Origin of the sequence: Streptomyces sp. NPDC005728, assembly GCF_040630895.1 — a bacterium.
Lineage (GTDB): Bacteria > Actinomycetota > Actinomycetes > Streptomycetales > Streptomycetaceae > Streptomyces.
This window is the reverse complement of sequence record NZ_JBEXYL010000002.1, coordinates 74,542-93,405: the sequence shown is the minus strand read 5'-3', so window position 1 is coordinate 93,405 and position 18,864 is coordinate 74,542. Positions and strand designations below refer to the sequence as shown.

Genomic DNA, 18,864 nt, shown 5'->3' with positions numbered 1-18,864 from the left:
CCCCCACCGGCGCTGCGACGATGGACTCCCAGACCTCACAGTCATCCCAGTCACCTCATACGTTCCAGGTCGACCTGCGTGGTCTGGTGGACCTGCTCTCCCATCACCTCTACTCCAGCCCCAAGGTCTACCTGCGCGAGCTGCTGCAGAACGCGGTCGACGCCATCACCGCCCGGCGGGCCGAGGAGCCCGGCGCCCCGGCCCGGGTGCGGCTGCATGCCGCGGACGGTGCGCTGCGGGTGGAGGACAGCGGCGTCGGGCTCACCGAGTCGGACGTGCACAGCCTGCTGGCGACCATCGGCCGCAGCTCCAAGCGGGCGGACGGCCTGCAGGAGGCCCGCTCCGACTTCCTCGGCCAGTTCGGCATCGGCCTGCTGGCCTGTTTCGTGGTCGCCGAGCGGATCCGGGTGGTCAGCCGCAGCGCCCGTACGCCCGAGGCCCCGCCCGTGGAGTGGACGGCCCGCGACGACGGCTCGTACACCGTGCGCACGCTGCCGGACGCCGAGCGGCCCGAGCCGGGCACCACCGTGCACCTGGTGGCGCGGGCCGGTGCGGCCGAGTGGCTCTCGCCCGAGCGGGTCCTCACCCTGGCCCGGGACTTCGGCTCCCTGCTGCCGTACGACGTCCGGGTGGGCGAGGAGGAGGTCACGGACCTCCCCGCGCCCTGGGAGCGTTCCTATCCGAGTCCCGCCACGCGAAGGGTGGCGCTGGCCCGGCACTGCCACGAACTCTTCGGTTTCACCCCACTGGACTCGATCGACCTGGACGTGCCGCTGGCCGGGATCCGCGGGGTGGCCTATGTGCTGCCGTCGGCGGTCAGCCCGGCGCAGCGGGCCTCGCACCGCGTGCACCTGAAGGGCATGCTGCTGACCGAGCGAGCCGAACAGCTGCTGCCCGACTGGGCGTTCTTCGTGCGCTGCGTCCTGGACACCGACAGCCTGCGGCCCACGGCCTCGCGCGAGTCGCTGTACGAGGACGAGACCCTCGCGGCCGTACGGGAGGCGCTCGGCGAGCGGATCCGGTCCTGGCTGACCGGGCTCGCGGCCGGCGACCCGCACCGGCTGGCCGCGTTCCTCGCCGTGCACCACCTGGGCGTGAAGTCCCTGGCCCGGCACGACGACGACATGCTGCGCACCATGCTGCCGTGGCTGCCGTTCGAGACGACCGACGGGCAGCTGTCCCTGGAGGAGTTCGCACAGCGGCACCCGGTGGTGCACTTCACGCGGACGGTCGAGGAGTACCGGCAGGTGGCGCCGATCGCGTCGGCGCAGGGCGTCGGGGTGGTCAACGGCGGTTACACGTACGACAGCGAGCTGGTCGAGGCGCTGCCGTCGGTGCGGCCGGGGACGGTGGTCGCCGAGCTGGACGCGGACACGGTGACCGCGCACCTGGACACGGTGGACGCGGCGGAGGAGCTGGCGCTGTCCGGCTTCCTGGCGGCCGCGCGCGCGAAGCTCGATCCGCTGGGCTGTGACGTCGTCCTGCGCGCCTTCCACCCGCTGTCCGTGCCCGCACTGCACCTGGACGACCGGGCCACCCGGCACGAGCAGGCGCGGGCCGAGGCCGAGGAACAGGCCGACGACCTGTGGGCGGGCATCCTGGGCTCGCTGCGCGGCAGCGCCCCGCGCGCGCGTCTGGTGCTCAACCATCTCAACCCGCTGATCCGCAGGATCAGTTCGCTGCAGGACCCGGAACTGATCGGCACCGCCGCCGAGTCGCTGTACGGGCAGGCGCTGCTGATGGCGCAGCGGCCGCTCAGGCCGGCCGACTCGGCCCTTCTCAACCGGGCGTTCATCGGCCTCCTGGAGTGGGCCACACACGGGGGGAACGGTCGCTGATGGAGGGAATCGACGGGGGCGACGGGATGGACGGGATCACCGGCTTCGAGGCGCTGCGCCGGGCGATGGCGGACAACTCCGAGCAGCCGGAGGGTCCCGCACGCAACGCGCGCGCGGAGCAGCTGCTCGCCGAGGCCGAGAAGCTGAACATCCCGCTCGCCGTGATCGAGGCGCTCGGCCACCAGCTGAAGGTCTACAACTACAGCTCCGAGAAGGACCGGATGTTCGTCCCGTTCGCGCGGCTGCTGCGCCTGTGGGACGAGCGGCCGGAGGACTTCGACGAGTACGAGGCGCACTCGCTGCACTGGGTCTTCAAGTGGGTGTCGGCGGGCATGCTGGACCAGCCGCACATCCCGCTCGCCTCGATCGAGCAGTGGCTCGGCGAGATGGAGCACCGCTACCGGCTCGCGGGGTACTCCGAACGGGCCGTGCACAGCGCCGAGTTCAGTGTGGCCGCGCACATCGGGGACCTGGAGCGCGCGGAGCGGGCGTACACCGCCTGGCTGGCCGCGGACCGGGACCGGATGGCCGACTGCCACGCGTGCGAACTGCACGGGCAGGGCGCCTGGCAGGTCAAGGCGGGCAGCGACGCCCAGGCGCTGCAGCTGTGGCGGCCGGTGCTGGAGGGCGAGTACAGCTGCGCCCACGAGCCGCACACGGTCCTCGCCTCCTCGCTGGCCCCGCTGCTGCGGCTGGACCGTGCGGACGAGGCCCGCGCCCACCATCTGCGGGGCTTCCGCCTGGTGCGCCCCATGGAGAGCATGCGGGGCGCCTACGCGGACCACGTGGAGTTCTGCGCGCTGACCGGCAACGAGGCGCGCGGTCTGGAGCTGCTCGCCCAGCGGCCGGCGTACTTCACGGACACCGGGCATCCGCGCAGCCGACTGGACTTCCTGGCCGTGGTGACGCTGCTGACGGACCGGCTGACCGAGCTGGGGCTGGGCGAGCAGCGGGTGCCGGGCCCCGCCGGGCGGTCGTGGACGGCGCGGGAACTGGCCGCCCACACGCGCGGGGAGGCGCTGGAGCTGGCCGGGCGTTTCGACGGGCGCAACGGCACCTCGTACGTCGGCGACCGCGTCCGCGCACGCATGGCCCAGCGCCCGCTGGTGGACCGGCTGCCGCTGGGTGTCCGTACGGTGCGCTCCGCGCCGCCGCCGTCCGTGCCCCCGCCTCGGGTCCCCGAGGCTGCCGCGGCCACCGGCGAGCCGGACCTGTCCGCCCTGCTCGCCGAGGCGCGCCGGCTCTCCGACACCCTGCAGCCCCACGCCCTGGAGGCGTGGGCGGCGGTCGCCCGGGCCGCCGAAGGCGTCGAACTGGACGCGCGCGACCGCGCGGAGATCGCCGACCACGAGGCGATGGATCGCGGTCCCGAGGGCATCGCCCTCTTCGACCGGGCCGCCGCGCTGTACGCGGAGGCGGGTGACCCCGGGGAATCGCTGGCGGCACGCGCGCGTGGCGCGTACGTACGCGCACTGACGGGCGAGGTGGACGCGGCCCTGACAACGATCGGCGGGCTGTACGACGAGGTACTCGCGCTGTACGCCGAGGAGGCCACCGGAGTACGGCAGACGGCTTCGGTCGTGATGAGCCGGGCGCGGATCCTGATGCGGCGGGTGGACCAGGCCGCCGAGGAGGCGCAGAGCCCGCAGCCGCCGGCCGGGGCGGGCCCGGACACGGGTGCGCAGGGACCGCTCGCGGACGTGGAGCCCGCGGTGCGGGAGGTGTTGGCGCTCGTCGACGGGCGCGTGGGCGGCGACGTGCGGCTGGCGGCGCGGGCCGCCGAGGCGCGGGCGATGCTCGCCACGCTGGCCGAGCAGTCCGGGGAGCCCGGGCGCGCGGCGCAGCTGTTCCGGCAGGCTGCGGCCGAGTACGTGGGCGCCGGGCTGCCGTGGTTCGCGGTGGAGTACGAGGTGCAGGCCGCCGCGCTGGCGCACCAGCTCGGCGATCCGGCCGAGGCCGAGGGGGCGCTGCGGTCCGCCCTGCAGCACGGCGGAGCGTACGTGGAGGCGATCGGGCGCGCCCAGCTGCATCTCCAGCTCGCCGAGGTGATCGGCGGCCGGGGCGAGGCCGGCGAGGCGGCGGAGCACGCCCTGGAGGCCGCGCACTGGGCCGACGAGGCGGGCGAGAGCGCCACGCTGGGCGCGTGGGCGCGGCACCAGCTGGGCGGCTTCCTGCTGCGCCAGGGGCGGTGCGCGGAGGCCGCCGAGGTGCTGGAGTCGGCGCTTCCCGACCTGTCCGCCGAGACGCACGGTGACGGGGCCGTCGTCCAGGCGCAGTGGTGGCTCGGGGACTGTCTGAGTGAGCTGGGCGAGCACCGGGCGGCCGCCGAACGCCGGCTCCAGGCGGCCGAGATCGCCCGGGACTGGCCCGAGCAGCAGGACCACGCCACGCTCGCCCACCTCGCCGCCGAGTCCCTGAGCAGCGCCGAGCTGCCGGAGGAGGCGGACCGGGCCTACGCGCGCGCGGGCGAGCTGTGGCGCTCGCTCGGCAACCCGCACTTCCTGGTCCGCTCGCTGCGCGCCCGCGCCTGGCTGGCCCTGCGCGGGGAGGCCGGAACGGAGGGCGCGCGGGAGCTGATGGCGGAGGCGGTGCGGGAGTGCGAGAGCGCGCTGGAGACCGCCGGGGACCCGGCGGCCCGGGGACAGCTCGTCGCCGAACTCGGCAACACCCATCGCCAGTTCGGTGACCTGCTGGCCCGCTCGGCGGCCGAGGAGCCGGATGAGGCCGACGAGCCGGATGAGGCCGAGGATCAGGTGATCCAGGGCGCGTTCGAGGCGGCCCTGGCCCAGATGGACCGCGCTTCGGCGCTGTTCGGCACGCTCGGCGCGGACGGCCTGCACAGCCGTACCGGTGCCGAAATCGCCGCGGGCTGGCTGGAGGCCGACCTCGGCCGCTCCGCCGAGGCGGTGGCACGCGCGCGTGGTGTGCTCGCGGCCTACGAGGGTGCCGACGAGACGGACGAGACCGTCCGGGCGCGGCGGGCGGAGGCGGCGCAGATGCTCCAGCTGGACCAGGCAGGGGAATGACCTGGGGGCGGTTCACTCCACGCCGATGAGCAGCAGCGCTCCCTGCCGGCCGCCCCGGTACACGACGGTGTCCACCGCGAGGTAGGCCTCGCGTACCCGTGCCTCCAGGCGGTCGGCGACGCTCTCGGGCGCCTCGTCGCCGACGACGAGAGTGACCAGCTCGCCGCCGGCCTGGAGCATGCGGTCCAGGACGGTCTCGGCGGTGGCGGTGACGTCGGGCCCGATCACCGCCACGTCCCCGTCGATGAGGCCCAGGACGTCCCCGGCCTGGCAGATGCCGGCCGTCGTCCAGGACTGGTGCTCGGCGACGACGACCTCGGCGTACCGGGTGGCGCCCGCCGCCGAGGTCATCTGGACGACGTCCTCGTCGAACCGGCGCTCCGGCTCGTGCACGGCGAGCGCGGCGATGCCCTGGACCGCCGAGCGGGTCGGGATCAGGGCCACCCGGATGCCCTCGGCGCGGGCCTGCTCGGCCGCGGCGGCGGCCGTGTGGCGCAGCTCGGCGTCATTGGGCAGCAGGACGACCTCGCGCGCGTGGGCGCGCCGTACGGCCTGCACCAGCTCCCCGCTGGCGGGCGGCTCCCCGGGGCGCGCGAGAACGGCGGTCGCGCCGGCCTCGGTGTACAGCCCCGCCAGGCCCTCGCCGGGCACGACGGCGACGACGGCCCGCTGGGCGCGCTCGCGCGGCGGACGCTCGCCGCCGGTGTGCACGTCGCCGAGCCCGAAGTGCGTGATCCGGATCCGGTACGGCCGCCCGGCCTCGACACCCGCCTCCACGGCGGCGCCCGCGTCGTCCACGTGCACATGCACGTTCCACAGCCCGTCGCCGCCGACCACGACGAGGGAGTCCCCGAGGGTGTCGAGCCGCTCCCGCAGCCGGCCCACGGCCTCGTCGCCGGCCTCCAGGAGATAGATCACCTCGTAGGCCGGGCCGCCGTCCTCGGCGCCCTCGGCGCACAGATCCGCCTCGGAAACGGCCCCCACGCGCGCGTGAACGTCGGAAACGGCCTCGCGGACAGCTTCGGACACGGCTTCCGGCGCCTCCGGGACCTCGCGCGGTACCGCCTCGCGCACCACCTCCCCCGTGAACGCCTCCACCAGCGCCCCCAGCACCGCCACGAGCCCCCTGCCGCCGGCGTCCACCACCCCGGCCCGTGCCAGCACGGCCAGCTGGCCCGGAGTCGCCGCCAGGGCCGCGCCGGCGCCCTCGTAGGCGGCCCGTGCGACCGTCCCGCAATCCCCCTCGGTCGCCTCGGCGGCGTCCGCCGCGGCCGAGGCGACGGTCAGCACCGTGCCCTCGACGGGGTGGGCCACGGCCTCGCGGGCGGAGTCGGCGGCGTGCCGCAGGGCCAGCCGCAGCCTGGTGCCGTCGATGGGGGACGCCTCACCGGCCTCACCCTCGGCGAGTACCTGGGCCATGCCCCGCAGCAGCTGGGCGAGGATCGTCCCGGAGTTGCCCCGGGCCCCGATGAGCGCCCCGTGGGCCATCGCGCGCACCGCGTCCGCGAGGGAGGGCTCCTGCGCACCGGTTCCGTACCCGGCGAACACGGCCTCCACGGCGGTCGCCGCCGACTCCAGGGTCAGGTAGAGATTGGTCCCGGTGTCCCCGTCGGCCACGGGATAGACATTGATCGCGTCGATCTCCTCGCGCGCCCGCCCCAGTGCCCCCAGTGCCAGACCGCACCAGGTGCGCACCGCAGGAGCATCGAGAAATGTCTGCGGCACCTGCGCCACCTGCGCCTCCCTGGCTGGCTGGACGTGGACGCAGCGTAGACCCCGGAGCGGTGTGTTCCGGAAGAGGGCCGGGAGCGGGCCCCTGAGCTGCCATGGTAGTTTCGTTGTGCTGGCGCAGTCGTTGTATGCTGCTCCGGTTGCCCGATCCCGATCGGGCCATTCCCCCTGGCAACGCCACTCAAGATCTCACGTCTTATGATCTCGATCCCGGCATGCCGGGATCAACCGTAAGTGCATCTGAAGTCTTTGGAGTGACCCGTGGCTGCCAACTGCGACGTCTGCGGCAAGGGGCCGGGCTTCGGCAACAACATCTCGTTTTCGCACCGCCGTACGTCCCGTCGCTGGAACCCGAACATCCAGCGTGTGCGTACCGTGGTCGGCGGGACGCCGAAGCGCGTGAACGCCTGCACCTCGTGCATCAAGGCCGGCAAGGTCTCGCGCTGACGCACAGCTAAGCGCGCGGCCACAGCTGGTTCGCTGCACTGAGCCGGTCCACCTCCGGGTGGGCCGGCTCTTTGCTGTGCCCACCCGGATCACACCCGCCCGAGGTCAGTTCCTGAACCGCCAGCCATGATCCACCGGCCCGATCCCCGCGCCCAGGGCGAACCCTGCCTCGATCGCCCCGGTGACGTACTCCTTGGCCGCTGCCACCGCGACCGGCACGGAGAGCCCCTTCGCCAGCCCCGACGCGATCGCGGAGGCCAGCGTGCAGCCCGTGCCGTGGGTGTGCCGGTTGTCGTGGCGGGGCGCGCGCAGCAGGTACTCGTCGGTACCGTCCGTGAGCAGGTCGAGGGCGTCTCCGGGCAGGTGGCCGCCCTTGATCAGCACCCAGCGCGGCCCGTACGACAGCACGGCCACGGCGGCTCGTCGTAGATCGTCCTCCGACGCGACCCTCACCCCCGTGAGTTGCGCCACCTCGTCGAGGTTCGGGGTGGCCACGGTCGCCACCGGCAGCAGCTTCGTGCGGACCGAGTCCAGCGCGGAGGCGGCCAGCAGCGCATCGCCGTGCTTGGAGACGCCCACCGGGTCCACCACGGCGGGCGCGTCCGTGCCGGAGATCAACTCGGCGACCGCCTCGACCAGTTCGGCCGAGGCCAGCATCCCGGTCTTCACGGCCTGTACGCCGATGTCGTCCACGACGCTGCGGTACTGCGCCCGCACCGCCTCCACCGGCAGCTCCCAGGCCCCCTGCACACCCAGCGAGTTCTGCGCGGTCACGGCCGTGATCACGCTCATCCCGTGCACACCGAGCGCCAGCATCGTCTTCAGGTCGGCCTGGATGCCCGCGCCGCCGCCGGAGTCGGAGCCCGCCACCGTGAGAACCCGGGGAATCATGACTCGATGTCCCCGAAGTGGTCCCAGCCGCCCTTGCTGGTCCAAGGGGCCCCGTCGACCGTCACCTGGGGCAGCGCCGAGGGGTTGAGGACCTCGCCGATGACCTTCCAGCGCGCCGGCAGCTTGGCGTCCGGCGGGAAGGTCGCCACGATCGCGTGGTCCTCTCCCCCGGTCAGCACCCACTGCAGCGGGTCCACGCCGACGGCCTGCCCGATGTCGTGCATCTGCGTGGGGATGTCGATCGCGCCGGAGCGGATGTCGATGCGTACCTTGCTGGCCTCGGCGATGTGCCCGAGGTCGGCGATCAGCCCGTCGCTCACGTCGCACATCGCGGTCGCGCCGAGCGCGGCGGCGGCCGGGCCCGCGTGGTACGGCGGCTCGGGGCGGCGGTGGGCCTCCACGAAGGCGCGCGGGGAGCGGAAGCCGCGGGAGAGCACCGCGTACCCGGCCGCGGACCAGCCCAGCCAGCCCGTGACGGCCACGAGGTCGCCGGGCTGGGCGCCCCCGCGGGTCACCGGCTCCTGGTTGCGCAGATCACCGAGCGCGGTGATCGACACCATGATCGTGTCCCCGCGTACGACGTCCCCGCCGACCACGGAGGCACCCGCGACCTGGCACTCGTCGCGCAGCCCGTCCATCAGCTCGCTCGGCCAGGTGACCGGGAGTTCGGCCGGTACGACCAGACCGAGCAGCAGCGCGGTCGGTACGGCGCCCATCGCGGCGATGTCCGCGAGGTTCTGCGCCGCCGCCTTGCGCCCCACGTCGTAGGCCGTGGACCAGTCACGGCGGAAGTGCCGCCCCTCCAGGAGGATGTCGGTGCTCGCCACCACCCGCCGGTCGGGCGCGGCGACCACCGCGGCGTCGTCGCCGGGGCCGATCCGGACCGCCGGGGTGGTGGTGAGACGGGAGGTGAGCTCCCTGATGAGCCCGAACTCCCCTAGCTCACCGACAGTGCCCTTCATGACCCTTACTCCCCTTTTCTGTCCCTTGCTGTGCCCGGTCGCGCGTCATCAGTGTCCCCGATACGGTCGAGATGACCGTCAACTTCTGTCGTGCCTGCACCCTGGCGCGCAAGCCCGGTTCCCGCAGGTCTCCCCGCGGGGAGCGGCGACGCGATACCGTGGCGTTCCTTTTCCCCACATGATCCTCGTGGCCGCTCTGGAGGTTCCGTGGTACAGGCGTACATCCTGATCCAGACCGAGGTCGGCAAGGCGTCGACCGTCGCCGAGACGATCAGCAAGATCCCTGGAGTGATCCAGGCCGAGGACGTGACGGGTCCGTACGACGTCATCGTGCGCGCCCAGGCCGACACCGTCGACGACCTCGGTCGCATGGTGGTCGCGAAGGTCCAGCAAGTGGACGGCATCACCCGCACCCTGACCTGTCCGGTCGTGCATCTGTAGCCCCCGTCTACCCTTGGCCGGTGAACAACTTCCGTCACCGGCCCCTCGGCCTGCTCGCGCCCGCGCTGCTGATCGCGGTCGCGGGCTGCTCAACAGCAGACGACAGCGCGGCAGCGGCGGTTCCCAGCCCCGACGCGAAGACGGCGAAGGTGTGCCGGGATCTGCACCGGGTGCTGCCCGAGAAGCTTGACGGACGGGGCCGTGACGACCCCGAGCCCCGGTCCGCCTACACGGCGGGCTGGGGAAGCCCGGCGATCATACTGCGCTGCGGTGTCGTCCGGCCGCCGAAGATGGTCGACCCCAAGGTGGCCGAGGGCGGCGACGCGGACGCCCTCCCTGGCGGGGTCAACGGCGTGGACTGGCTGCTGGAGAAGCAGGGCGACGACACCTGGCGGGTCACCACGGCCAACCGCGAGGCCTATGTGCAGGTGAGCCTGCCCGAGGGAATGTCCGCACCGGACGCCACACCGGTGCTCACCGGCCTCGCCACCTCCGTGAAGAAGGCGATCCCCAAGGGGATCGCCTCCATGAGATGACAGTGACGGTACGGGTCAGCGCAGCCCGGTCGAGCGGCGCAGCGCGGCCTGCACCAGGCGGTCCACCAGCTCCGGGTAGCTGATGCCGGTGGCCTGCCACATCTGCGGGTACATCGAGATGGGCGTGAAGCCGGGCATGGTGTTGATCTCGTTGATCACGAACTCGCCGTCCTCGGTGAGGAAGAAGTCCGCGCGGACCAGGCCCTCGCAGGAGGCCGCCTCGAACGCCTCGACCGCGAGGCGCCGCACCTCGGCGGTCTCCTCGTCGGTGAGCGGCGCCGGGACGATGCCGGGCGTCGAGTCGATGTACTTGGCCTGGAAGTCGTAGTACGCGTGCGCGTCCGGCGGCGGGATCTCGGCCGGCACGGAGGCGCGCGGCCCGTCCTCGAACTCCAGGACGCCGCACTCGATCTCGCGGCCGCGCAGCGCGGCCTCCACCAGGATCTTCGGGTCGTGGCGCTGTGCCTCGGCGATCGCCTCGTCCAGGCCGGAGGGATCGTCGACCTTGGTGATGCCGATCGAGGAACCCGCGCGCGCGGGCTTCACGAACAGCGGCCAGCCGTGCTCGCCGGCGAAGTCGACGATCTTCTTGCGGGCGGCGGCACCTTTGTCCCCGTTCGGGGCGGACTGCTCCCACTCGCGGGGGCGGATCACCACGTACGGGCCGACCTTGAGTCCGAAGGAGGTGAACACCCGCTTCATGTACTCCTTGTCCTGGCCGACGGCCGAGGCGAGCACGCCCGAGCCCACGTACGGCACCCCGGACAGCTCCAGGAGGCCCTGGAGGGTGCCGTCCTCGCCGTACGGGCCGTGCAGCACCGGGAAGACCACGTCGACCTCGCCGAGGGCCTTGGGCACCGATCCGGGCTCGCTGTAGACGACCTCGCGGTTCGCGGGGTCGACGGGGAGCACCACGCCGCCCTCGCTCGACTCCGCCAGGTCCGCCACGTTGGGGGTGCGGCGGTCGGTGATGGCCATCCGCTCCGGCTCGTCGGCCGTCAGGGCCCAGCGGCCGTCGGCGGTGATACCGATCGGCAGGACGTCGTACTTCGTCCGGTCGATGGCCCTGAGGACGGCGCCGGCGGTGACCACGGAGATCCCGTGTTCGGAGCTGCGCCCGCCGAACACGACGGCCACGCGCGGCTTGCGGGACGGCTGCTCAGGGCTCTGGGGGAGGTTCTCGCTGCTCATATCGCGTTGAGAGTACCCGTTGGTAGAGCCCTGATACAGCGGCGACGGGCCGCCGAAAAAGGGCGTCGCTCAGCGTCGCTCGGGCTTCGCGCTGCGCGACATCAGCTCCTTGAGGGCGACCACCGGCGGCTTGCCCTCGTGCACGATGTCCACGACCGTCTCGGTGATCGGCATGTCGACGCCGTGCCGGCGGGCCAGATCCGCCACCGACTCGCAGGACTTGACGCCTTCGGCGGTCTGCTTGGTGACCGCGATGGTCTCCTGCAGGGTCATGCCCTTGCCGAGGTTGGTGCCGAAGGTGTGGTTGCGGGACAGCGGCGAGGAGCAGGTGGCCACCAGGTCGCCGAGGCCCGCGAGTCCGGAGAACGTCAACGGGTCGGCGCCGAGCACGACACCGAGCCGGGCGGTCTCCGCGAGGCCGCGCGTGATGAGCGAGCCCTTGGCGTTGTCGCCGAGCCCCATGCCGTCCGCGATGCCGACGGCGAGACCGATGACATTCTTCACGGCACCGCCCAGTTCGCAACCGACCACGTCCGTCTCCGTGTACGGCCGGAAGTACGGCGTGTGGCAGGCGGCCTGGAGCCGCTGGGCGACCGCCTCGTCGGTGCAGGCCACCACGGCGGCGGCGGGCATGCGCGCGGCGATCTCCCGGGCCAGGTTGGGTCCGGTGACGACGGCGATGCGGTCGGCGCCGACCTTGGCGACGTCGTCGATGACCTCGCTCATCCGCATGGCCGAGCCGAGTTCGACGCCCTTCATGAGCGAGACGAGCACGGTGCCGGGCGCGAGCAGCGGGATCCACTCGGCGAGGTTGGCGCGCAGGGTCTGGGAAGGGACGGCGAGGACGGTGAAGTCCGCGTCGCGCAGGGCCTCGGCGGCGTCCGCTGTGGCGTGCACGCTCTCCGGGAGTTCGACGCCGGGCAGGTAGTCGGGGTTGGTCCGCGTGGAGTTGACCGCCTCGGCCAGCTCGGGGCGGCGGGCCCACAGGGTGACCTCGCAGCCCGCGTCGGCGAGGACCATGCCGAAGGCGGTGCCCCACGAGCCGGTGCCCATGACGGCTGCCCGGACAGGCTTGCTCACTTGCCGCTCTCCTCTTCCGTGGCGCTCCGCGAGACTTCTGTACCGCTCCGCGAGACTTCCGTGCCTGCCTGGGCGCGGGTCTTGCGCCGCTGCTCGATCCGCTCGCGGCGCGGGTCGTAGGGCCGCTCGGGCGCCTTCTCGCCGCGGATCTCCTCCAGCTGGCGGGTGATGGCCGCCATGATGACCTCGGTGGCCTCCCTCAGGAGGTCGGCGGTCATCTCCTTGTCGTAGAAGCGCGAGAGGTCCACGGGCGGGCCCGCGAGGACATGGTGGGTCTTGCGCGGGAAGAGGTGGGGCTTCTTGGCGTAGGGCGGCAGCAGTTCGTTGCAGCCCCACTGGGCGACCGGGATCACCGGGCACTTGGTCTGCAGGGCCACGCGGGCCGCGCCGGTCTTGGCGGTCATCGGCCAGCCGTCCGGGTCGCGGGTGAGGGTGCCCTCGGGGTAGAACGCGACGCACTCGCCACGGTCCACGGCGTCGATCGCGGCCCGGAAGGCGCTGAGCGCGTCCGTGCTCTCGCGGTAGACGGGGATCTGCCCGGTACCGCGCATCGCGGCGCCGACGAATCCCTTCTTGAAAAGTCCGCTCTTCGCGAGGAATCGCGGAACCCGTCCGGTGTTGTACTGATAGTGCGCGTACGCGAAGGGGTCCACGTGGGAATTGTGGTTCACCGCGGTGATAAATCCGCCGTCGGCCGGAATGTGCTCCATTCCACGCCAGTCCCGCTTGATCAGAACCACCAGTGGCGGTTTGCAGAGGACCGCTGCGAAGCGGTACCAGAACCCGATTCTGCGGCGGGACACGCGGACACCTTCCTCTAGGACTTGCTCCGGGCCCGGGGGCCGCACAAGTGTCGCCCCAGGTTGCCGGTCTGTCGAGAACACCGTACGCCCCGCGTTCCGTCGTGCCGGATGCACCGGGTGACAATGGGCGCGACAAGGGAGGACGGTACGCCGGTGCAGTGGACCTTGGTCATCCCGCTGAAGCCTCTGGCGCGGGCCAAGAGCAGGCTCGCGGACACCGCGGGGGACGGGGTGCGGCCCGGGCTGGCCCTCGCGTTCGCGCAGGACACGGTGGCCGCGGCGCTGGCCTGTCCGGCGGTCGAGGATGTGGCGGTCGTCACGGACGACACGCTGGCCGGCCGGGAGCTGGCGGCACTGGGCGCCCGGATCGTCCCGGATGCGCCGGGAAGCGGCCTGAACGCCGCTCTGCGGCACGGCGCGGCCGTCGTACGGGACCTGTGCCCCCGTGCCGCGGTCGCGGCCCTGAACGCCGATCTCCCGGCCCTGCGCCCGCAGGAATTGTTCCGGGTACTGGACGCTGCGGCCGAATTCCCGCGCGCCTTTCTCGCGGACGCGGCCGCACTCGGCACCACCCTGCTGGCCGCGGCTCCCGGCCGGGAATTGCACCCGGCTTTCGGCACGGATTCCCGGAACCGGCACGGCACCTCCGGTGCGGCGGAACTCGCGCTCACCGGCGTCGATTCGGTACGGCAGGACGTGGACACCGGCGAGGACCTGCGCGCGGCACTGGCGCTCGGCGTGGGCCGGCACACGGCGGCGGCGAGCGCGCGGCTGCTGATTCCCGGGCAGTAGCCGGGCGGTGGGGTCACGGGCGGAGCAGTAGGCTGCCGTCATGCAGGCGACCGCATACACGTACGACCCCGAGACCCGCAGCGGGCAGGTGCTGCTCGACGACGGCACTCCGGTGCCCTTCGGTACGGCGGCGTTCGACGCGGGCGGGCTGCGGCTGCTGCGGCCCGGGCAGCGGGTGCGGATCGAGACGCAGGGCGCCGGGGACGGCCTGCGGATCACGCTGGTGACCCTGCAGACGTTCTGAGGCGTCCCGGAACACACCGCGGGCCGGGCTCCCGAGGGGAGTCCGGCCCGGCGCGTGAGTGCCCTGGCGGCCTTACGACGCCTTGCGGGCGGTGGCCTTCTTGGCGGTGGTCTTGCGTGCCGTCGACTTCTTGGCCGGGGCCTTCTTGGCGGTGACCTTCTTCGCCGGGGCCTTCTTGGCCGTCGTCTTCTTGGCGGTGGCCTTCTTCGCGGCGGCCGTGGTCTTCTTCGCGGCGGCGGTGGTCTTCTTGGCGGTGACCTTCTTCGCCGTGACCTTCTTCGCGGTGACCTTCTTCACCGGCGCCGCCTTCTTCGCGGTGACCTTCTTCGCGGCGGCCTTGGCGGTCTTCTTGGCCGCGGCCTTCTTGACCGTCGCGGCAGCGCCTCCGGTCAGGCTGCCCTTGGGCGCCTTCTTGACGGCGACCTCGCCGCCCCGCGGCAGCTTCTTCGAACCGCTGACCAGGTCCTTGAAGCCCTGGCCCGCACGGAAGCGCGGCACGGAGGTCTTCTTGACCCGAACCCGCTCTCCCGTCTGCGGGTTACGGGCGTAACGGGCGGGACGGTCCACCTTCTCGAAGGACCCGAAGCCGGTGACCGAGACCCGGTCGCCCGCGACGACCGCGCGGACGACTGCGTCCAGGACCGCGTCGACAGCATCGGCGGCCTGCTGGCGGCCGCCCATCTTGTCGGCAATCGCTTCTACGAGCTGCGCCTTGTTCACGTCTTCCCCTTCGGAGACATCGCCAGAACGAAAGTGTTCAAGCTTTTTCGCACGTTAGGCAGATATATACCGCAAATCAAACACGAAACGGGCTTATCACCCTTGTGCCGCAACGGACTCGGTTGTCACGGGCTGTTCAGCGGTCCTCGTCAGGGATCCGACCCTCGTCGAGGTCCTGGGTGAACCGCTCGAGCCGCCTTGCCGCATCGGCGAGATCGTGCTTGGCCGCGGCCGTAATGACCAGCAGCTTCCGGGTCAGCGCCATCCGTACGCCCTCCGGGACTTGCAGTGCGCGCACTCTTGCGTGCGCTTCCTTCAGTCGGACCGCGACCGCCGCATAGAGCTCGAGTTGGCCGTCGTGTTCCATGCACAGATTGTGCCATCTGGGGCGAGTTGTCGCCTGCGCAGGGTGTAACTGCCGCCTCAAATGGCCTTCCGGGCACTTGCGGAAGCCGCGGTCTCGGCACTCACGTACCCAGGCAACAGCCTTAGTAACGTGGGGAGTTGGGCGGACGTGCGGGAACGTGCAGAGCCGTTCGGGTGCAGACATGGCTGTACCCCCAATCGTGGCGATCGGGGGTACAGAAGAGGTGCTGCGGTGGCCGAAATCTGACGTGGATCAGACCTGGCCGGGATCCGGATCAGACCGGGAGCGTCCGCGGCTTGTACGAGGGCCGCTTGGTCTCGTAGGCGGCGATGTCGGCCTCGTTCTGGAGGGTGATGGAGATGTCGTCCAGGCCGTTCAGCAGCCGCCAGCGGGAGTTCTCGTCCAGCTCGAAGGAGGCGGTGACGCCCTCGGCGCGCACCTCGCGGGCCTCCAGGTCGACGGTGATCTCGGCCTGCGGGTCCCGCTCGGTCAGCTCCCACAGCGCGTCCACGACCTTCTGGTCGAGAACCACGGTGAGCAGGCCGTTCTTCAGCGAGTTGCCCCGGAAGATGTCCGCGAAGCGGGAGGAGATCACGGTCTTGAAGCCGTAGTTCTGCAGCGCCCAGACGGCGTGCTCACGGGAGGAGCCGGTGCCGAAGTCGGGGCCGGCTACCAGCACCGTGGCGCCCTGCCGCTCGGGGAGGTTGAGGACGAAGGTCTCGTCCTTGCGCCAGGCCTCGAACAGACCGTCCTCGAAGCCGTCCCGGGTCACCTTCTTGAGCCAGTGAGCAGGGATGATCTGGTCGGTGTCGACGTTGCTGCGGCGCAGCGGGACGGCCCGGCCGGTGTGGGTGGTGAAGGCTTCCATGGTTCTCAGACTCCAGCGGGCGCGGGGGCGTCGGACAGGTCGGCGGGCGAAGCCAGGTGGCCGAGGACGGCGGTCGCGGCCGCGACCTGCGGCGACACCAGGTGCGTACGGCCGCCCTTGCCCTGCCGTCCCTCGAAGTTGCGGTTGGAGGTGGACGCCGAGCGCTCACCGGGGGCCAGCTGGTCGGGGTTCATGCCCAGGCACATCGAGCAGCCCGCGTGCCGCCATTCGGCGCCGGCCTCCTTGAAGACCACGTCCAGGCCCTCGGAGACGGCCTGCAGACCGACCCGCACGGAGCCCGGGACGACCAGCATCCGTACGCCGTCGGCGACTTTGCGGTCCTTGAGGATGTCGGCGGCGGCGCGCAGGTCCTCGATACGGCCGTTGGTGCAGGAGCCTACGAAGACGGTGTCCACCTTGATGGAGCGCAGCGGCTGGCCGGCGTCCAACCCCATGTATTCCAGGGCCTTTTCGGCGGCCAGGCGCTCCGAAGCGTCTTCGTACGAAGCCGGATCGGGGACGCCGGCCGAAAGCGGCGCGCCCTGGCCGGGGTTGGTGCCCCAGGTGACGAACGGCGACAGCTCTTCGGCGTTGATGACGACCTCGGCGTCGAAGACGGCGTCCTCGTCGGTGCGCAGGGTCTTCCAGTACTCGACCGCCGCGTCCCAGTCGGCGCCCTCGGGGGCGTGCGGACGGCCCTGGAGGTAGGCGAAGGTGGTCTCGTCGGGGGCGATCATGCCCGCGCGGGCACCGGCCTCGATCGACATGTTGCAGATGGTCATGCGGGCCTCCATCGAGAGCTTCTCGATGGCGGAGCCGCGGTACTCCAGGATGTAGCCCTGGCCGCCGCCCGTGCCGATCCTGGCGATGATCGCCAGGATCAGGTCCTTGGCGGTGACGCCCTCGGGCAGCTCACCCTCGACGGTGATGGCCATGGTCCTGGGGCGGGCCAGCGGCAGCGTCTGGGTGGCCAGCACGTGCTCGACCTGGGAGGTGCCGATGCCGAACGCCAGCGCGCCGAAGGCACCGTGCGTGGAGGTGTGCGAGTCACCGCAGACGACCGTCGTACCGGGCTGGGTCAGACCCAGCTGCGGGCCGACGACGTGCACGACACCCTGCTCGACGTCGCCGAGCGGATGCAGCCGCACCCCGAACTCGGCGCAGTTCCTGCGCAGCGTCTCCAGCTGGACGCGGGAGACCGGGTCGGCGATGGGCTTGTCGATGTCGAGGGTCGGGGTGTTGTGGTCCTCGGTCGCGATGGTGAGGTCCAGGCGACGCACCGCGCGACCGTTCTGCCGCAGCCCGTCGAAGGCCTGCGGGCTGGTCACCTCGTGCAGCAGGTGCAGATCGATGAAGAGGAGGTCGGGCTCGCCCTCGGCGCGCCGGACGACGTGGTCGTCCCAGACCTTCTCCGCGAGTGTCCTACCCATCTGCGTTCCCTCCGGCCGGCGATCGTCCACCGGCCCAACTAGAGATCTTGAGGAGACGGCGCCCGCGCCCCTGTTCGGGCGTCTGCCGCCAGGCCCTTTGGTTCACGGGCCGCTGTGTGATTCCAGGGTGGCGCGTTCCACGGAAAATTGAACTTGCGTTTCACAGAGTGAGACGTGAGTATCGTTGCATGGACAACAGTAGCGGCGTCGGCGTTCTGGACAAGGCGGCCCTCGTCCTGAGCGCTCTGGAGTCCGGTCCGGCCACCCTCGCGGGTCTGGTCGGGGCCACCGGACTGGCACGACCCACGGCCCACCGCCTGGCCGTGGCCCTGGAACACCACCGCATGGTGGCACGCGACATGCAGGGCCGGTTCATCCTCGGCCCGCGCCTGTCGGAACTCGCGGCGGCGGCCGGCGAGGACCGCCTGCTCGCCACGGCGGGCCCCGTGCTCACCCACCTCCGCGATGTCACCGGCGAGAGTGCACAGCTCTACCGTCGCCAGGGTGACATGCGGATCTGTGTGGCCGCGGCGGAACGCCTGTCCGGCCTGCGGGACACGGTCCCGGTCGGCTCCACGCTGACCATGAAGGCCGGCTCCTCGGCGCAGATCCTGATGGCCTGGGAGGAGCCCGAGCGCCTGCACCGCGGCCTCCAGGGCGCCCGCTTCACGGCGACGGCCCTGTCGGGCGTCCGGCGGCGCGGCTGGGCCCAGTCCATCGGCGAGCGCGAGCCGGGCGTCGCGTCCGTCTCCGCGCCCGTACGCGGCCCCTCCAACCGCGTCGTGGCCGCGGTCTCCGTCTCCGGCCCCATCGAGCGCCTGACCCGCCACCCGGGCCGTATGCACGCCCAGGCGGTCATCGACGCGGCAGCCCGCCTCTCGGAGGCCCTGCGCCGCTCGGGCTGAGCCGGGCTGTCCGGAACACCGAGGAGGGCCTGCCTCAACGCCGCGGCAGGCCCTCCTCGCTCCCCCGCTCCCCCCTCGCCGTCAGCCGGCCTTCTCCGCCGCCGGCGCCTTCTGTGACCGGTACGCGAACCGGTCCTTGGCATACCGGCCCCGCTTCTCCAACGGCACCTGGCCGTGCGCCGCAGCCAGCCCGAACGCCGGCATGTCCCCGTAGATCGCCTCGTACGACCCCTCCGGCACGACGTACGACTCGTGCCAGATGCCCACCTGCCCCCGCAGCTTCCCGGCCCGCTCCTTCCGGTTGAGCAGCGCCCACGCCTTGTGGTGGAGGGCGTCGGGTGCGGTCGCGTAGGCGTACAGCTTCTCCTTGGACTCCCAGTACTGCACGACGTAGTACGTCCGTGGCGACGCGGTGAGCATCACCCGGCTCCGCAGCCCCCGCTCAGGGGCCCGCTCCAGCTCCCGGAGCATGCGGAACATCGCGAGCATCACAGGCAGCCACAGGTGCACGGCCCAGAAGCGGTTGATCCGCATGCCGATCAGCAGGACGACGACGTCGCCCTTCGCGTCGGCGGTCGTACGGGACACCATG

The 18,864-nt window shown here is 72.0% G+C and carries 19 protein-coding genes; 8 read left to right on the top strand and 11 right to left on the bottom strand.

Annotated elements, in window-relative coordinates:
* Positions 1–20: 20 nt before the first annotated feature.
* Together ABZ471_RS02175 and ABZ471_RS02170 are read left to right on the top strand one after the other, a co-directional pair.
* Positions 21–1,838, top strand: a complete 1,818-nt coding sequence (locus tag ABZ471_RS02175) for an HSP90 family protein (protein WP_359061423.1) — start codon at positions 21–23, stop codon at positions 1,836–1,838.
* Positions 1,839–1,864: 26 nt separating this feature from the next.
* Positions 1,865–4,864 carry a tetratricopeptide repeat protein gene (locus ABZ471_RS02170; protein WP_359061796.1) on the top strand — a complete coding sequence of 1,000 codons (3,000 nt, stop codon included), beginning with the start codon at positions 1,865–1,867 and terminating at the stop codon, positions 4,862–4,864.
* 12 nt (positions 4,865–4,876) lie between these two features.
* Here ABZ471_RS02170 and ABZ471_RS02165 read toward each other — a convergent pair whose 3' ends face one another.
* On the bottom strand, positions 4,877–6,598 hold the full coding sequence (locus ABZ471_RS02165) for a DAK2 domain-containing protein (protein ID WP_359061421.1): 1,722 nt from the start codon (positions 6,596–6,598) through the stop codon (positions 4,877–4,879).
* A 258-nt stretch (positions 6,599–6,856) separates the two neighbouring features.
* Here ABZ471_RS02165 and rpmB point away from each other — a divergent pair, with 258 nt between their 5' ends.
* The gene (gene rpmB, locus ABZ471_RS02160; RefSeq protein ID WP_009190838.1) at positions 6,857–7,042 is read left to right on the top strand and encodes a 50S ribosomal protein L28; all 186 of its coding nucleotides are present in this window, start codon (positions 6,857–6,859) and stop codon (positions 7,040–7,042) included.
* A 105-nt stretch (positions 7,043–7,147) separates the two neighbouring features.
* On the opposite strand, the gene thiD is transcribed toward rpmB, so the two are convergent.
* Positions 7,148–7,933 (bottom strand): bifunctional hydroxymethylpyrimidine kinase/phosphomethylpyrimidine kinase, encoded by a 786-nt coding sequence (thiD, locus tag ABZ471_RS02155; protein WP_359061419.1) that lies wholly within the window; start codon positions 7,931–7,933, stop codon positions 7,148–7,150.
* The gene (locus tag ABZ471_RS02150; RefSeq protein WP_359061417.1) at positions 7,930–8,895 is read right to left on the bottom strand and encodes a thiamine-phosphate kinase; all 966 of its coding nucleotides are present in this window, start codon (positions 8,893–8,895) and stop codon (positions 7,930–7,932) included. Before ABZ471_RS02150 ends, thiD begins: the two co-directional genes overlap by 4 nt.
* A gap of 207 nt (positions 8,896–9,102) precedes the next feature.
* Here ABZ471_RS02150 and ABZ471_RS02145 point away from each other — a divergent pair, with 207 nt between their 5' ends.
* Both ABZ471_RS02145 and ABZ471_RS02140 read left to right on the top strand, forming a co-directional pair.
* A complete protein-coding gene (locus tag ABZ471_RS02145; RefSeq protein ID WP_003997603.1) occupies positions 9,103–9,336 on the top strand; it encodes an Lrp/AsnC ligand binding domain-containing protein in 234 nt (77 codons plus the stop codon).
* A gap of 20 nt (positions 9,337–9,356) precedes the next feature.
* Positions 9,357–9,872, top strand: a complete 516-nt coding sequence (locus ABZ471_RS02140) for a DUF3515 domain-containing protein (RefSeq protein ID WP_359061416.1) — start codon at positions 9,357–9,359, stop codon at positions 9,870–9,872.
* Positions 9,873–9,887: 15 nt separating this feature from the next.
* Here the strand turns inward: ABZ471_RS02140 and ABZ471_RS02135 are convergent, their stop codons facing one another.
* From ABZ471_RS02135 to ABZ471_RS02125, 3 genes are all read right to left on the bottom strand, one after another.
* On the bottom strand, positions 9,888–11,063 hold the full coding sequence (locus tag ABZ471_RS02135) for a D-alanine--D-alanine ligase family protein (protein WP_359061414.1): 1,176 nt from the start codon (positions 11,061–11,063) through the stop codon (positions 9,888–9,890).
* A gap of 69 nt (positions 11,064–11,132) precedes the next feature.
* Positions 11,133–12,143, bottom strand: coding sequence for an NAD(P)H-dependent glycerol-3-phosphate dehydrogenase (locus tag ABZ471_RS02130; protein ID WP_359061412.1), 1,011 nt, complete (start codon positions 12,141–12,143; stop codon positions 11,133–11,135).
* The gene (locus ABZ471_RS02125; RefSeq protein ID WP_359061410.1) at positions 12,140–12,946 is read right to left on the bottom strand and encodes a lysophospholipid acyltransferase family protein; all 807 of its coding nucleotides are present in this window, start codon (positions 12,944–12,946) and stop codon (positions 12,140–12,142) included. The genes ABZ471_RS02130 and ABZ471_RS02125 overlap by 4 nt, the downstream gene beginning before the upstream one ends.
* Before the next feature lie 153 nt (positions 12,947–13,099).
* On the opposite strand from ABZ471_RS02125, the gene cofC reads away from it, so the two are divergent.
* Complete coding sequence (gene cofC / locus ABZ471_RS02120) at positions 13,100–13,738, top strand: 2-phospho-L-lactate guanylyltransferase (protein WP_359061408.1); 639 nt, start codon at positions 13,100–13,102, stop codon at positions 13,736–13,738.
* A gap of 40 nt (positions 13,739–13,778) precedes the next feature.
* Positions 13,779–13,982: a hypothetical protein gene (locus ABZ471_RS02115; RefSeq protein WP_359061406.1), complete on the top strand. Its 204-nt coding sequence runs from the start codon at positions 13,779–13,781 to the stop codon at positions 13,980–13,982.
* Positions 13,983–14,054: 72 nt separating this feature from the next.
* On the opposite strand, the gene ABZ471_RS02110 is transcribed toward ABZ471_RS02115, so the two are convergent.
* The 4 genes from ABZ471_RS02110 to leuC all read right to left on the bottom strand — a co-directional run bounded on the left by ABZ471_RS02110 (position 14,055) and on the right by leuC (position 17,367).
* A complete protein-coding gene (locus ABZ471_RS02110; protein WP_359061404.1) occupies positions 14,055–14,702 on the bottom strand; it encodes an HU family DNA-binding protein in 648 nt (215 codons plus the stop codon).
* 136 nt (positions 14,703–14,838) lie between these two features.
* Positions 14,839–15,069, bottom strand: coding sequence for a hypothetical protein (locus tag ABZ471_RS02105; RefSeq protein WP_359061402.1), 231 nt, complete (start codon positions 15,067–15,069; stop codon positions 14,839–14,841).
* A gap of 274 nt (positions 15,070–15,343) precedes the next feature.
* Positions 15,344–15,937, bottom strand: a complete 594-nt coding sequence (leuD, locus tag ABZ471_RS02100; RefSeq protein WP_359061400.1) for a 3-isopropylmalate dehydratase small subunit — start codon at positions 15,935–15,937, stop codon at positions 15,344–15,346.
* A gap of 5 nt (positions 15,938–15,942) precedes the next feature.
* On the bottom strand, positions 15,943–17,367 hold the full coding sequence (gene leuC, locus ABZ471_RS02095) for a 3-isopropylmalate dehydratase large subunit (protein WP_359061398.1): 1,425 nt from the start codon (positions 17,365–17,367) through the stop codon (positions 15,943–15,945).
* 188 nt (positions 17,368–17,555) lie between these two features.
* Here leuC and ndgR point away from each other — a divergent pair, with 188 nt between their 5' ends.
* Positions 17,556–18,272 (top strand): IclR family transcriptional regulator NdgR, encoded by a 717-nt coding sequence (ndgR, locus tag ABZ471_RS02090; RefSeq protein ID WP_053762813.1) that lies wholly within the window; start codon positions 17,556–17,558, stop codon positions 18,270–18,272.
* 81 nt (positions 18,273–18,353) lie between these two features.
* On the opposite strand, the gene ABZ471_RS02085 is transcribed toward ndgR, so the two are convergent.
* Complete coding sequence (locus tag ABZ471_RS02085) at positions 18,354–18,863, bottom strand: DUF4188 domain-containing protein (protein WP_359061396.1); 510 nt, start codon at positions 18,861–18,863, stop codon at positions 18,354–18,356.
* Position 18,864 lies beyond the last annotated feature (1 nt).